Annotated in this window: 12 protein-coding genes and 3 tRNA genes; 6 read left to right on the top strand and 9 right to left on the bottom strand. The window is 67.2% G+C overall.

Features of this window, described 5'->3' with window-relative positions; genetic code table 11:
• Positions 1–2: 2 nt before the first annotated feature.
• Positions 3–878: a 4-hydroxy-tetrahydrodipicolinate synthase gene (dapA, locus tag E6C72_RS10165; protein ID WP_109443666.1), complete on the bottom strand. Its 876-nt coding sequence runs from the start codon at positions 876–878 to the stop codon at positions 3–5.
• 36 nt (positions 879–914) lie between these two features.
• Here dapA and E6C72_RS10160 point away from each other — a divergent pair, with 36 nt between their 5' ends.
• Positions 915–2,900 (top strand): lytic transglycosylase domain-containing protein, encoded by a 1,986-nt coding sequence (locus E6C72_RS10160; protein WP_169055149.1) that lies wholly within the window; start codon positions 915–917, stop codon positions 2,898–2,900.
• A 71-nt stretch (positions 2,901–2,971) separates the two neighbouring features.
• Here the strand turns inward: E6C72_RS10160 and E6C72_RS10155 are convergent, their stop codons facing one another.
• Together E6C72_RS10155 and E6C72_RS31990 are read right to left on the bottom strand one after the other, a co-directional pair.
• Positions 2,972–3,160 carry a hypothetical protein gene (locus tag E6C72_RS10155; protein ID WP_109443668.1) on the bottom strand — a complete coding sequence of 63 codons (189 nt, stop codon included), beginning with the start codon at positions 3,158–3,160 and terminating at the stop codon, positions 2,972–2,974.
• Positions 3,161–3,198: 38 nt separating this feature from the next.
• Positions 3,199–3,384: an entericidin A/B family lipoprotein gene (locus E6C72_RS31990; RefSeq protein ID WP_199228923.1), complete on the bottom strand. Its 186-nt coding sequence runs from the start codon at positions 3,382–3,384 to the stop codon at positions 3,199–3,201.
• A 281-nt stretch (positions 3,385–3,665) separates the two neighbouring features.
• On the opposite strand from E6C72_RS31990, the gene E6C72_RS10145 reads away from it, so the two are divergent.
• From E6C72_RS10145 to E6C72_RS10130, 4 genes are all read left to right on the top strand, one after another.
• The gene (locus E6C72_RS10145; protein ID WP_109443669.1) at positions 3,666–5,039 is read left to right on the top strand and encodes an MATE family efflux transporter; all 1,374 of its coding nucleotides are present in this window, start codon (positions 3,666–3,668) and stop codon (positions 5,037–5,039) included.
• 135 nt (positions 5,040–5,174) lie between these two features.
• Positions 5,175–7,964 (top strand): DNA gyrase subunit A, encoded by a 2,790-nt coding sequence (gyrA, locus tag E6C72_RS10140; RefSeq protein ID WP_109443670.1) that lies wholly within the window; start codon positions 5,175–5,177, stop codon positions 7,962–7,964.
• 23 nt (positions 7,965–7,987) lie between these two features.
• Positions 7,988–8,551, top strand: a complete 564-nt coding sequence (coaD, locus tag E6C72_RS10135) for a pantetheine-phosphate adenylyltransferase (RefSeq protein ID WP_109443671.1) — start codon at positions 7,988–7,990, stop codon at positions 8,549–8,551.
• Between the two features lie 129 nt (positions 8,552–8,680).
• Positions 8,681–8,756, top strand: a tRNA-Lys gene (locus tag E6C72_RS10130).
• 157 nt (positions 8,757–8,913) lie between these two features.
• Here E6C72_RS10130 and E6C72_RS10125 read toward each other — a convergent pair.
• The 3 genes from E6C72_RS10125 to E6C72_RS10115 all read right to left on the bottom strand — a co-directional run bounded on the left by E6C72_RS10125 (position 8,914) and on the right by E6C72_RS10115 (position 9,471).
• A tRNA-Arg gene (locus tag E6C72_RS10125) sits at positions 8,914–8,990 on the bottom strand.
• Positions 8,991–9,020: 30 nt separating this feature from the next.
• Positions 9,021–9,317, bottom strand: coding sequence for an ETC complex I subunit (locus E6C72_RS10120; RefSeq protein ID WP_014247573.1), 297 nt, complete (start codon positions 9,315–9,317; stop codon positions 9,021–9,023).
• Positions 9,318–9,393: 76 nt separating this feature from the next.
• Positions 9,394–9,471, bottom strand: a tRNA-Pro gene (locus E6C72_RS10115).
• 165 nt (positions 9,472–9,636) lie between these two features.
• Here E6C72_RS10115 and E6C72_RS10110 point away from each other — a divergent pair.
• Positions 9,637–10,041 (top strand): hypothetical protein, encoded by a 405-nt coding sequence (locus E6C72_RS10110; protein WP_109443672.1) that lies wholly within the window; start codon positions 9,637–9,639, stop codon positions 10,039–10,041.
• Here the strand turns inward: E6C72_RS10110 and E6C72_RS10105 are convergent.
• The 3 genes from E6C72_RS10105 to E6C72_RS10095 are packed head-to-tail and all read right to left on the bottom strand — an operon-like array spanning position 10,010 to position 13,579.
• Positions 10,010–11,242 carry an ABC transporter permease gene (locus tag E6C72_RS10105; protein WP_109443673.1) on the bottom strand — a complete coding sequence of 411 codons (1,233 nt, stop codon included), beginning with the start codon at positions 11,240–11,242 and terminating at the stop codon, positions 10,010–10,012. The two genes, E6C72_RS10110 and E6C72_RS10105, sit on opposite strands and share 32 nt — an antisense overlap.
• A complete protein-coding gene (locus E6C72_RS10100) occupies positions 11,239–11,955 on the bottom strand; it encodes an ABC transporter ATP-binding protein (RefSeq protein ID WP_247876014.1) in 717 nt (238 codons plus the stop codon). Before E6C72_RS10100 ends, E6C72_RS10105 begins: the two co-directional genes overlap by 4 nt.
• Positions 11,945–13,579: an efflux RND transporter periplasmic adaptor subunit gene (locus tag E6C72_RS10095; RefSeq protein WP_247876015.1), complete on the bottom strand. Its 1,635-nt coding sequence runs from the start codon at positions 13,577–13,579 to the stop codon at positions 11,945–11,947. The genes E6C72_RS10100 and E6C72_RS10095 overlap by 11 nt, the downstream gene beginning before the upstream one ends.
• Between the last annotated feature and the right edge of the window lie 25 nt (positions 13,580–13,604).

The raw sequence follows: 13,604 nt of genomic DNA, 5'->3' as shown, positions 1-13,604 counted from the left end.
GCTCAGGACAACAGGCCGGCTTTGGTCATGGCTCCACGCACGGCGGCACGGGCGGTCTCGGACGCCGGAACCAGCGGCAGGCGCACCTCGTCGGTGCCGAGGCCAAGCAGGCTGGCGGCGAACTTCACCGGGGCCGGGCTGGTCTCGACGAACATCGAGTCGTGCAGCGGCGACAGCACATCGCGCAGGCGGAACGCCTCCTTCAGGTCGCCCTTCGCCCAGGCGGTCTGCATGGCGGAGCACAGCGCCGGCGCGATGTTCGCGGTGACGGAGATGCAGCCCACACCACCCTGCGCGTTGAAGGCCAGCGCCGTGGCATCCTCGCCCGACAGCTGGATGAAGTCGGGACCGACCTCCTGCAACAGGCGGGACGGGCGGGACAGGTCGGCGGTGGCGTCCTTCACGCCGACGATGTTGGGCAGCTTTGCAAGCCGCGCCATCGTCGCCACAGACATATCCACGACACTGCGGCCGGGAATGTTGTAAATGAAGATCGGCAAATCCGCCGCGTCATGGATCGCCTTGAAATGCTGGTACAGACCCTCTTGAGACGGCTTGTTGTAGTAGGGCGTCACCACGAGCGCCGCCTGAGCGCCCGCCTTCTTGGCGTGGCGGGTCAGGGCGATCGCCTCATCGGTCGAGTTGGAGCCGCTGCCGGCCATCACCGGAACCTTGCCGCCGGCCGCCTCGATGCACAGCTCCACGACGCGGTTGTGTTCTTCGTGGGACAGGGTCGGCGACTCGCCGGTGGTGCCGCAGGGCACGAGACCGTGCGTACCCTGCGCGACCTGCCACTCCACGAAGGACTGGAAGGCCTTCTCGTCCACTTTCCCGCCCTTGAACGGAGTCAGAAGGGCGACGATGGAACCGTGGAACATGGCTGCCTCCTCAGTCGGCTTAGCTGGAAAAAAGAGTTGCGCACATTATCCCTCCCCGCCGCCCTCGGCAAGAGCGCCCGGACCTCTGTTTTCGCGGGTCTCCTCACCCTTCTTGCGGCCCTTCCCGGCGCCCTTCCCGCCGCGGCGCTGAGTTCGCAGGACATCGCGATCTACCGCGAGGCGTTCAAGCTCGCCGATGATGAGCGGCTTGCCGAGGCGCTGGCCGCGGCATCCCGCGCCCAGGATCCGCTGCCAGCGAAGGTTCTGCGCTGGATCGCGCTGGCGAACCCCGGCGGTGGGAGCTTCAGCGACATCGCCGCCTTCATCCGCGAGAATCCGGACTGGCCGAACATGGCGGCTCTGCGCCGTCAGGCGGAGATGGCGATGCCGGATATCCCGCCGGCCGAGGTGGTTGAGTGGTTCCGCCAGAACCCGCCGGTTACCAACGACGGTTTCGTCCGCCATGCCGATGCGCTGATCGCGACAGGCGATGCCGACCGCGCAACCACCCTGATCCGCAAGCATTGGGCCGAAGCGACCTTCACTCCGGATGAGGAGTCGACCTTTCTCTCCCACTACACACCCTATCTGCGCCAGCAGGACCACAAGGCGCGTATCGACCGGCTGCTGTGGGCCAAACAGGAGGCGCCGGTCCGCCGGATGCTGCCCTTCTTCGACGAGGCGTACGACAAGCTGATCGAGGCGCGCATTGCGCTGGACGGCGACAGCGCCGGTGCGGATGCGGCCCTGTCGCGCGTGCCGTCCAGCCTGCTGAACGATCCCGGCCTGATGTTCGACCGTGCCCGCTATCTGCGACGCAAGGGCAATGATGCCGGTGCGCTGGAGATCATCGCCCAGGCCGGCACCGACATGGGCCGGCCGCAATCCTGGTGGTCGGAACGCCATCTGCTGGCGCGCCGGGCTATGGAGCGCGGCGACTACAATCTCGCCTACCGGCTGGTCAGCGCCAACGGCATGAGCGAAGGCAGTTCCTTTGCCGATGCGGAATTCCTGTCCGGCTTCCTGGCGTTGCGCTTCCTCGACAAGCCGTCGGAGGCCTTCACCCATTTCCACAAGCTGTACCGTTCCGTCACCGCCCCGATCAGCAAGGCACGCGGCGCCTACTGGTGCGGCCGCGCGGCGGAGGCCCTGGGCCAGACCGGGCCGGCGCGCGACTGGTACGCCAAGGCAGCGACCTACCCCACCACCTTCTACGGTCAGCTGGCCTTCCGCCATGTCTCCGGCGGGGCGGTCACCCTGCCGACGCCACCGACGGTCTCCAGTGCCGAGACGGCCGCCTTCAACAAGCGGGAGGTGGTGCGGGTTGCCCGCCTGCTGGCGGAAATCGGCGGCAACGCGGCCGATCAGGTGACCGGATTCGTCCGCCGCGTCAGCCTGGATGCCAGGACGCCGGCCGATTACGTGCTGGCCGCGCGGCTGGCGACCGACGTGGGCCGCCGCGATCTGGCCGTCGCCACAGCCAAGGACGCCGCGCAGAACGAGGTGTTCCTGGTCGAAGCCGGTTATCCGATGCTCGATTCGCGTCCTGCGGCGCCCGAACTGGCGCTGATCCACGGCATCATCCGGCAGGAAAGCACCTTTAACCCCGCCATCGTCTCTCCCGTCGGCGCGCGCGGGCTGATGCAGCTGATGCCGGCGACGGCGCAGCAGGTGGCGGGAAAGCTGGGGCTGAAGCACACGACAGCCCGGCTGACTTCCGACCCCGGCTATAATGTCACCCTTGGTTCGTCCTATCTGGCCGATCTGATCGACCGCTTCAACGGCTCCTGGGTGCTGGCCATCGCCGGCTACAATGCCGGCCCGAACCGCGTGAGCCAGTGGCTGCAGACCTATGGCGATCCGCGCAGCGGAACCGTCGACGTGGTCGACTGGATCGAGCTGATCCCGATTTCGGAGACCCGCAACTATGTCCAGCGCGTGCTGGAAGCCGTCCAGGTCTATCGTGCCCGCCTGAATGGCGACCGGGCGGAACCGAATCTGGACCGGGATCTGCGGCGGTAGGTTGCGTCGGATTCGGGAGGGGGGACGGCGCAAGAAGCCCCTCCTCCCGACGTCAAATCACGCCGCCGCTATCAAGCCGTTGTCGGGTTGGGCATACCCGGCATTGGTTCGTCGGCCGGCGGCGGGACTTCCGGCAGGACGCCGGGGTTGTCCGGGACCGGATAGGGATCGGGCGTCGTGGGACGATCGGGTTGCGGCGGATTCGGGTTGGACGGCGGCGGAATCTCGCCGGGGGTGGACGGCTTCTGCTGATCGCTCATGCGGGAATTCCCTGTGTCGGTGGCCGTTGCGTTACGCCTCAATCGACCGTCCGTTCGATCGCCCGGCCACCGGCCCGGACATCCTGCCCGGCACCCTCGACCGTGTTGCAGCCGGTCAGCATGGCGGCCAGCGCCATCAGGAAGGTCAGGATCACCACCTCGCGCGCGGGAAACGGGATGGCGCGAGCGGTGGCGCGCTGCCGGCTGTTCTTGGCGTGCTGCATGGCGTCTCTCCGGTCAGGGGTGAGGGGGCTGGAGGTTCAGATTGAGGCGTCGTTCGTCTCTGCTTTCGACAACGGCGTGGCGCCGGCTTGGTTCCGCGTCCGGTCGCGTCGCCATGCAGCAAATGCAACGGTCCTTTCGAGGCGCCCGAAAACCTTGACGCGGTACACCCACCGGGCAGAATGACCAGCTTTTGCGCAGCCTGCCCGCTTTCCGGCCAAGCCTTACGGTCCGGCAGCGCGGCATAGTCCGCCGTCACCCCTCTTCGACCACAGGTTTCGTCATGAGCACCGCCACTCTGCCCGCCCCGGAGCCGCACGCCCCGGAGCCGTTGCGTGCACGCCTCGCCGCCCACGTCGGCGAACTGCTGCGTCTGGCGGCGCCGGTCATCATCTCCCGCGCCGGGCTGATGGTGATGATGGCGGTGGACACTGCCATCGTCGGCCGTTTCTCGGCCCAGGAACTGGCCTATTACGGGCTGGCCCACCTGCCCGGCAACATCATGGTCGGCACCGGCGTCGGTCTGCTGATGGGTACGGTCATGATCACCGCCCACGCCTTCGGGGCAGGCAGCGAGGCGGACTGCGGACGGGCATGGCGGCGCTCCATCCCCTATGCGCTGCTGCTGGGGGCGTTGTTCGCCCTGGTCTCGCTGCTGGGGGACCCGTTGTTCCAGGCCGGTGGCCAGACAGCGGAGATGGCGGCGGGCGGCGCCCATGTGCTGGCGGTGCTCGGCCTCGGCGCGCCGGGCATGATGCTGTACATCACCACCGGCTTCTTCCTGGAGGGCATCAAGCGCCCGCTGCCGGGCATGGTCGCCATGGTGATCGGCAACATCGTCAATGCCGTGCTCGCCTGGGCGCTGGTTTGGGGCCATGCCGGGCTTGAGCCGCTGGGGGCGGTCGGGTCGGCTTGGGCAACCAGCATCGTGCGCTGGAGCATGGGTCTGGGGCTGGTCGCCTATGTGTGGTGGATGCACGACCACGACCGCTGGCAGGTGCGCCGGCCGGTCGCCGACTGGTGGAGCGGGGCGGCACGCCAGCGTCACCTCGGCTATGCCGCCGGGCTGAGCATCGGGGTGGAGAGCGGCGCCTTCGCCGCGCTCGGCCTGTTCGCCGGCATGATTTCCCCGCTGGCGCTGGGCGCCTACACGGTCGGGCTGAACCTGACCGCGCTGCCCTTCATGGCGGCGGTCGGGCTTGCGTCGGCCACCGCGGTACGGGTGGGTGTCGCCTACGGCCGCGGCGACCGCGGCGACATGGCGCTGGCCGGCTGGACCGGGCTGGGTGTCACCAGCGCCATTCTGGCCGGCGTCGGCATCCTCTACCGCAGCCTGCCCGATGCGTTGGGGGCCATCTATTCCAACGACCCGCAGTTGCTGGAGGCGGTGGTGCCGCTGATCGCCTTCGCCGCCTGGATCCTGATCGCCGACGGCGGCCAGACGGTGATGGCGAATGCCCTGCGCGGCCGGCACGATGCCTGGATTCCAACCGCGCTCCACTTCTTCTCCTACGCGGTGGTGATGATTCCGGTTTCCGCCTTCCTGGTTTTCGGGCTGGACCATGGCGCACATGGGCTGTTCGAGGGAATCCTGATCGCCAGCCTGGTATCCGTCACCATCCTCTCGCTGCGGTTCGCACATCTGAGCCGGCGCTGAAACGGGCTTTTCAGCCCCGAATCATTGTGTGCAATTGCGAGAGTTGCTATATTTCTCCGGCTAAACTTCGGCCCGCAAGGCCAGTGACTGCCGCGGATCCGCAAGCGGCGGCACCTTCTAAAAATGAGTGTCCGCTTGAGCAATACGCCCCTTCCTCCCGCCTCCGACATCGCGCCGATCAACATCGAAGACGAGATGCGGAAATCGTATCTCGACTACGCGATGAGCGTGATCGTGAGCCGTGCCCTGCCCGACGTCCGAGACGGGCTGAAGCCGGTGCACCGGCGCATCCTCTACGCGATGAAGGAGGGCGGCTACGACTCGACCAAGCCCTATAAGAAGTCGGCGCGCATCGTCGGCGACGTGATGGGTAAATACCACCCGCACGGCGACAGCGCGATCTACGACGCCATGGTCCGCATGGCGCAGGACTTCTCCATGCGCCTGCCGCTGATCGACGGTCAGGGCAATTTCGGTTCGATGGACGGCGATCCGCCGGCGGCGATGCGCTACACCGAAGCGCGTCTGGCCAAGGCGGCGGAAGCGCTGCTCGACGACATCGACAAGGACACCATCGACTTCCAGGCCAGCTACGACGATTCCGGTCGCGAGCCGACCGTGGTGCCGGCCCGCTTCCCGAACCTGCTGGTGAACGGCGCCGGCGGCATCGCCGTCGGCATGGCGACGAACATCCCGACCCACAATCTGGGCGAGGTGATCGATGCCTGCTGCGCCTACATCGACAATCCCGACGTCACGCTCGAAGAGCTGATGGAGCATGTGCCCGGCCCCGATTTCCCGACGGGCGGCCTGATCCTCGGCCGCTCGGGCAGCCGGGCGGCGCTCCAGACCGGGCGCGGCTCGATCATCCTGCGCGCCAAGACCCATTTCGAGGAGGTGCGCAAGGACCGCACCGCCATCGTCGCGACCGAGATCCCCTATCAGGTCAACAAGGCCAAGCTGATGGAACGCATCGGCGAGGTCGTGAACGACAAGACGATCGAGGGCATCGCCGACCTGCGTGACGAGTCGGACCGCGACGGCGTGCGCGTGGTGATCGAGCTGAAGCGCGACGCGGTCCCCGACGTGGTGCTGGCCCAGCTGTTCCGCCACACCCAGCTCCAGACCTCCTTCGGCGTCAACATGCTGGCGCTGAACGGGGGCCGTCCGGAACTGATGCATCTGCTGCAGATCATCACCGCCTTCGTCCGCTTCCGCGAGCAGGTCATCACCCGCCGGACCGAGTTCCTGCTGGGCAAGGCGCGTGAGCGGGCGCACACCTTGGTCGGTCTGGCGGTCGCCGTAGCCAACCTGGATGCGATGATCGAGCTGATCCGCAGCGCCCCCGACCCGGTCTGGGCGCGCGAGGAGATGATGAACCGCGAGTGGCCGGTCCATGACGTCGGCCCGCTGATCGAACTGATCGACGAGCCCGGTCGCGGCGTCAGCGAGCAGGGAACCTACCGCCTGTCGGAAGTCCAGGCCCGCGCCATCCTCGATCTGCGCCTGCACCGCCTGACCGGGCTGGAGCGCGACAAGATCGGCGCCGAGTTGAAGGACGTCACCGACCAGATCGCCGATTTCCTCGCCACGCTCGCCAACCGGCCGAAGCTGATGGGGATCCTGCGCGACGAGCTGGTGGAGATGAAGGAACGGTTCGGCACGCCCCGCCGTACCGAAATCCAGGATCTGGAGTTCGAGGCCGACATCGAGGACCTGATCCAGCGCGAGGACATGGTCGTCACCGTCAGCCAGTCCGGCTATGTGAAACGGGTGCCGCTGTCGACCTACCGGGCGCAGAAGCGCGGCGGCAAGGGCCGCTCCGGCATGTCGATGAAGGCGGAGGACGCGGTCAGCGACCTGTTCGTCGCCAACACGCACACGCCGCTGCTGCTCTTCTCGAACCGCGGCATGGTCTACAAGCTGAAGGTCTACCGCCTGCCGCTGGGCAACCCGCAGGCGCGCGGCAAGGCCTTCGTCAACCTGCTGCCGCTGATCGACGGCGAGACCATCACAACCGTGCTGCCGCTGCCTGAGGATGAGGCCGCCTGGGCCGATCTGCACGTCGTCTTCGCCACGTCGAAAGGCAATGTCCGCCGCAACCGCATGTCGGACTTCGCCAACATCCGCTCCAACGGCCTGATCGCCATGAAGCTGGAGGAGGAGGGCGAGCGCCTGATCGGCGTTCACACCTGTTCGGAGACCGACGACGTTCTGCTGGCGACCCGCGGCGGCAAGTGCATCCGCTTCCCCGTGGACGATGTGCGCGTCTTCGCCGGCCGCACCTCCACCGGTGTCCGCGGCATCAAGCTGGCGGATGGTGACGAGGTGGTGTCGCTGTCGATCCTGACCCACGTCGATGCCACGCCCGAGGAGCGCGCCGCCTTCTTCAAGATGAAGCGCGACGAAGGGCTGGAGATGGAGGGCGAGGCCGCTCCGGAGGCGGACGAGGTGCCGACCGACAGCGTCACCCTGACGCAGGAGCGGTATGAAGAATTGAAACAAAAGGAACAGTATATTCTGACCGTCTCCGACCGCGGCTATGGCAAGCGCAGCTCGTCCTACGAGTATCGCACCGCCGGCCGCGGCGGCCAGGGCATCTGGAACATGGAGATGGGCGAGCGCAACGGCTCGATCGTCGCCGCCTTCCCCGTCGAATCTAACCATCAGGTGATGATGGTCACCAACGGCGGCCAGGTGATCCGCATGCCGCTCCACGATGTGCGGGTGGCCGGCCGCAAGACGCTGGGCGTCACGCTGTTCCGCGTGGGGGCGGACGAACGCGTGGTGTCGGTCGCCACCATCGCCGAGGAAGACGGCGAGACTGGCGGCGGGGGGGAGACTGGTGTCGAGGACGGCGGTGACGCCAACGGTTCGGTCGGGTCGGTCGGCGAAGCCGGCGGCACCGCCGCGCCGAACGAATAACGGACGGGCCTAAAGGGGAACCCATGGCGACCAGCCAGACCGAGACCAGCAAGGGTCGTCGAATCGGTGTCTATCCCGGCACCTTCGATCCGATCACCAACGGTCACATGGACATCATCCAGCGCGCCGCCCGTCAGGTCGACCACCTGATCATCGGCGTCGCCCGGAATGCCGGCAAAGGCCCGCTCTATTCCACGGACGAGCGAGTCGCCATGGTTCGCGAGGATGTGGCCGCGCTGAATGCCGGCGGGGCCAGCATCGAAGTGCGGGCATTCGACAATCTGCTGATGCATTTCGCCATCGAGATGAATGCCAGCGTCATCATCCGCGGTCTGCGCGCCGTCTCGGATTTTGAATATGAATTCCAGATGGCGGGCATGAACGCGCGGCTGAACCCGAAGGTCGAGACGATCTTCCTGATGTCGTCGGAGAAGCATCAGTTCATCTCCTCGCGATTCGTGAAGGAGATCGGACGGCTCGGCGGTGATATTCGCCATTTCGTCTCGGCCCGCGTTGCCGAGCGGCTGGCCGAACGCTTCGCCCTGGAGGCCGGCAACGGCACGATGCCGACGACCAGCCAAACCTGATCTGTGCGACTGCGGGCTGGATGACAAAATCCTGCGTTTTCCATCAAGCCCGTGGTTGACCTTTCGTGCGCGTCTTTCTATGGTGCGCCCACTTCCGGCGGGGCCAGTTCGGCACTGCCGCGAAAGGATGATCCGGTAGCTCAGTCGGTAGAGCACGTGACTTTTAATCATGTGGCCGTGGGTTCGAATCCCACCCGGATCACCAAACCAATTCAAGGCTTTAGCCTTCCTGAAGGGGTCGCTTTCGCGGCCCCTTTTTGCATTTGGGGCACGCTTGCTCCCTGTCAGCCGGGGAGCAGGGAGGCAACAAAAAAGCCCCGCCGAAGCGGGGCTTTTATTTGTTCGGTACCGGCTTGCCAGGATGGCGACCCCAGCTGGATTCGAACCAGCGACCTGCCGCTTAGAAGGCGGCTGCTCTATCCAACTGAGCTATGGGGCCTTGTCCTGGGCCTACGATCCCGGTTCGCGATCAGAAGCGGGGGCGGTCGGTGCGGAAATTATCAGCGTAGTTGCGCGGACGGACACGGCGGACCGGAGCTTCCTGAACGGTGTAGTTCCAGCCCTCACGTTCGGCGAAGGCGATCGCCTCCTCCTTCGTCTCGAAGGACAGGCGCACCTGGTTCAGCGTGTCACCCGAGCTGGTCCATCCCATCAGCGGCTCCGGACGGCGCGGCGTCTCGATCTCGTAATCCAGCATCCAACGGTGAGTCTTGGCCCGGCCGGATTGCATGGCCGTCTTGCTCGGCTGATAGATCCGGACGTTCATGGCTCGCTCGTCTCCCCAAATGCCTGCGGTTGCGTCCTGGCTCCGATGGCTTGGACGCGGATTTGTCCTCTGGCGATGGTCGGGGCGCCCGGATTCGAACCGGGGGCCTCCAGTACCCAAAACTGGCGCGCTGACCAGACTGCGCTACGCCCCGTCGCCGCGTTGTGAGATACACGAACGCCACGCCCACGGCAAGCGAACGGCGATCGCTTTCGCGGTCTTTTCGATCGCGCTTGCCGCGCCGGGGGCGTCCTGGTCGTCCGGTGCGGCGTTCGGTCGCTCAACAGCCTGTCGTCAACACCATTCCGGATCCGTTTCGTTGCCCTCCCTGACCTCCGCTCCGCTCACCATCGCCCTTTTCCTGCCCGATCTTACCAGCCGGCCCGACCGGCGCGCCGCCGTCGATCTCGCCCATGGACTTCTGCATGCCGGCGCGGCAGTGGACGTGGTGGCGCCGATGGGCGGCGGACCGCTGCGTGCGTCGCTGGACCCGGCCATCGGACAAATCGACCTCGCGAAACGCCATGCCGCGACCTCCGCCCTGGCGCTGGCCCGCGTGGTGTCGGAACGGCGGCCGGCACTGCTGGCGATGCCAAGGGAGGTGGCGTGGGTGGGACGGGTGGCGTTGATGCTGGCGCGCAGCGTTGCGAAGCTGGTCGTGCTGACAGGCGAAGCGGAGGCAGATCTTGCGGCTATTCGTGCCGCAGCGCCTCGATGGGATTGAGCCGTGCCGCGCGGCGGGCGGGATAGAGGCCGAAGAACACACCGATCAGACCGCTGACAACGACCGCAAGAACCACGGAGTCGATCTGGATCAGCATTGGCCAGCCCGCGAGCGCAGCGACCCCCACCGCGGTGCCGATGCCCAGAGCGACGCCGATGGCGGCACCGATCAGAGACAGGGTGGTCGATTCGATCAGGAACTGCACCAGGATGTCACGCCGCCGCGCCCCAATGGCGAGCCGCAGGCCGATCTCCCGCGTGCGCTCGGTCACCGATACCAGCATGATGTTCATGATGCCGATGCCGCCGACCAGCAGCGAAACCGCCGCGACGGCGGCCAGCAGGAAAGACAGGGCGCGGGATGACGCATCGCGGGTTGCCGATACCTCCGACAGGTCGCGCATCCAGAAATCGTCATCCTGCCCGGGAATCAGCCGATGGCGCTGACGCAGCAGGTCGCGGATCTGCGCCTGGGCGTCCGCCATGTCGGCGCCGTCGCGCATCTTCACCACCATGGTGTGGATAAAGCGGGGGTTGCTCTTCGCCATGCCCGGGATGTTGCGCTTGGCGGTGGACAGCGGCACGAAGATGACGTCGTCCTGATCCTGGCCCTGGGTGTTCTGTCCTTTCTCCGCCAGCACGCCGACGACGGTCAGTGGGGTGGAGAACACCCGCACCGGCTCCCCGATGGGATCGCCGCCACCGAACAGATTGCGCACCACCGTCTGCCCGAGCACGACCACCTTGTTGGCCTGCGCCACATCCACGTCCGACAGGCCGCGCCCTGCGGCGATGCTCCAATCGCGGGCGTCCATATAATCGGGCGTGATGCCGAAAAGCACCGTGCCCCAATTCTGGTTGCCGGCAACGATTTGCAGGCCCCAGCGCACCGACGGTGCCGTCACCACCACGCCGGGGATCTCCGACAGCACCGCCAGCGCATCATCCTCCGTCAAGGAGGAGGCGGTGCCGGCGCCCAACTTCACCCCGCCGCGGACGATGCTGCCCTGCCCCACCATGATCAGGTTTGTGCCCAGGCTGGCGATCTGACGCAGCACCTGCTCCCGTGCCCCGGCCCCGACCGCCACCATGGCAATCACCGCGGCGACGCCGATGACAATGCCCAGCATGGTCAGCGCACTGCGCAGCATATTCGCCCGCAGCGAATCGAGTGCAGCGCGCAGCGCGTCCCAGGCGGTCATGCCGCGACCTCCGCAGCCTGACGTGCGTCGTCGATCAGGCGACCGTCGCGGAATTGCAGGACACGGGACGCAAAACGCGCCACCTCCGGCTCATGCGTCACCAGAACGATGGTGATGCCGCGCCGGTTCAGCCGCTGGAACAAGCCAATGATCTCCAGGCTGGTGGCGGTGTCGAGCGCGCCGGTCGGCTCGTCGGCCAGAAGAAGCAGCGGGTCGTTGACCAGGGCGCGGGCGATGGCGACGCGCTGCTGCTGCCCGCCGGAAAGCTGGGTCGGCCGGTGCCTGGACCGTTCCCGCAGCCCCACCGCGTCGAGTGCAGCCAGCGCCTGTTCCACCCGCTGGGCACGGCCGACGCCGGCATAGACCATCGGCAGCATGACGTTGTCGAGCGCCGACTGGCGCGGCAATAGGTTGAAGGACTGGAAGACGAAGCCGATTCTGCGGTTGCGTACCGCCGCCAGCGCGTCGGAGGACAGGCCGGCGACCTCCAGCCCGTCCAGCCGGTACTGGCCGGCATCGGGACGATCCAGGCAGCCCAACAAATTCATAAAGGTGGATTTTCCCGACCCCGACGGCCCCATCACCGCGACGAACTCGCCGTGTCCGATGGTAAGGGAAACGTCGTCGAGCGCATGGACGACCTGCGGCCCCATGCGGTATTGGCGGGTGAGATGCTCAACGGCGATCAGGGGCTTGGCCGATTCAGAAACCAAGGCGCGGCCCCCGTCGGGTGTCGCGGTCGGGAGCGAGGATTCCGGTGATGACCTCCTGCCCTGCCCGCAGGTCGCCCGCGACCACCTCCGTGAAGCTGCCGTCACCGATGCCGAGCCGTACCTGGACGCCAACCGGGCTCCCATTGCCGGGACCGGGCACCCAGACGGTGCGAGTCGCCTCGACTGCCCGGCCGGGGTCGACCAGCGAATCGAAACGGTCGCGCTGCGCCGGTTCGAGCAGCCCGGCGATGCGTTCCAAAGTCGCGGTGCGGATCGCATTGGCTTCCAGCCTTCGCCGTTCCGGGTCGCCGCCTTCCGCGTCCAGCGCTGCGAACCGCTCCCGCGCCTCGGCCACCAGGGCGGCGATGTCGCGCCGCCTTGTCTCGTCCAGCTTCAGCCCGTCCATTACCCGTTTCGCCGCCGCCTCAAGCGCCGCAGCACCTCGCCCGCCATTCGGACCGCCAATGGTCGGCGCCGGCGCATCGGTGGCTGCCTCGGCGCCGGGCGGACGGAAGCGCAGGGCTGCATTCGGCAGCTTCACTGCCGCAGGCCGCTCGTCAACCGTGATCCGCAGATTGGCGGTCATGCCGGGAAGCAGCCGGAGCTCCGGATTCTCCACCGTGATCACGACGATATAGGTGACGACGGTCTGGTCCTCCTTCGGCGCCAGCCGCACCTGAGCCACCCGGCCGGTGAAGCTGTCGCCGGGAAAGGCATTGACGGTGAAGCGCACCGGCATGCCCTCGCGGACCCGGCCGATGTCTGCCTCGTCGATGTTGGCCAGAACCTCCATCTGCCGCAGATCCTGGGCGATGGTGAACAGGGTCGGCGCCGACAGGCTGGCCGCCACCGTCTGGCCGGTGCTGACCGCCCGATTCACCACCACCCCATCGATTGGAGAGCGGATGACGGAGCGGTTCAGATCGACGCGGACCAACTGCAAGGCGGCTTCGCGCTGGGCCACCTGGGCACGGGCGACCTCCACCTGGGCGGCGGCGACCGCCAGCGAGGCATCGGCCGATGCCTCCGCCGCTTCCGCCTGCCGCTTCTGGGCGCGTGCGGCGATCAGCTGGGCCTGGGCACTGTGCGCCGCGGTCTCCGCCTTCTCCAGATCGGCGGCGGCGACCACGCCACGACCCTGCAAATCGCGCCGGCGGCGCAGGTCGCGCTCCGCATCGCGCTGGGCGAGGTCGGCGCGGACGATCTGGGCGTCGGCGTTGGCGATGCTGGCCTTGGCACTGGCGAGATCGGCCCGCGCCTTGTCGAGCAAAGCCTGCTGCTGGGTCAGCGTCGCTTTGGCGGAATCGACATCGGCGCCGGCCTGGGCCAGCCGGGCGGCCAACTGGTCGCCATTCAGCCGCGCGAGGATCTGGCCGCTGGTGACCCGGCTGTTGAAATCGGCATACAGTTCGGCGATCTGACCGGAAAGCTGGGAACTGACCTCCACCGTCACCAGGGCACTCATGGTGCCGGTCGCGGTGATCGCGCTGACCAGCGGGCCCTGTTCGACCCGCGCCAGCCGGTAGGCCGGTCCCGGCTCCGCCCGTGCCAGTACGACATAGGCGGACAGTCCGGCCGCGGCGCTGAGCGCCAGTCCGAGAAAGATCGCCGACCGCCTGCCCATTGCGCTCCTCCGCATCGCGCCACCC

The sequence above is a fragment of the Azospirillum sp. TSH100 genome, assembly GCF_004923295.1.
Classification (GTDB): Bacteria; Pseudomonadota; Alphaproteobacteria; order Azospirillales; family Azospirillaceae; genus Azospirillum.
Note: the sequence above shows the minus strand (reverse complement) of the source record. Positions and strands in the feature narration are given on the sequence as shown.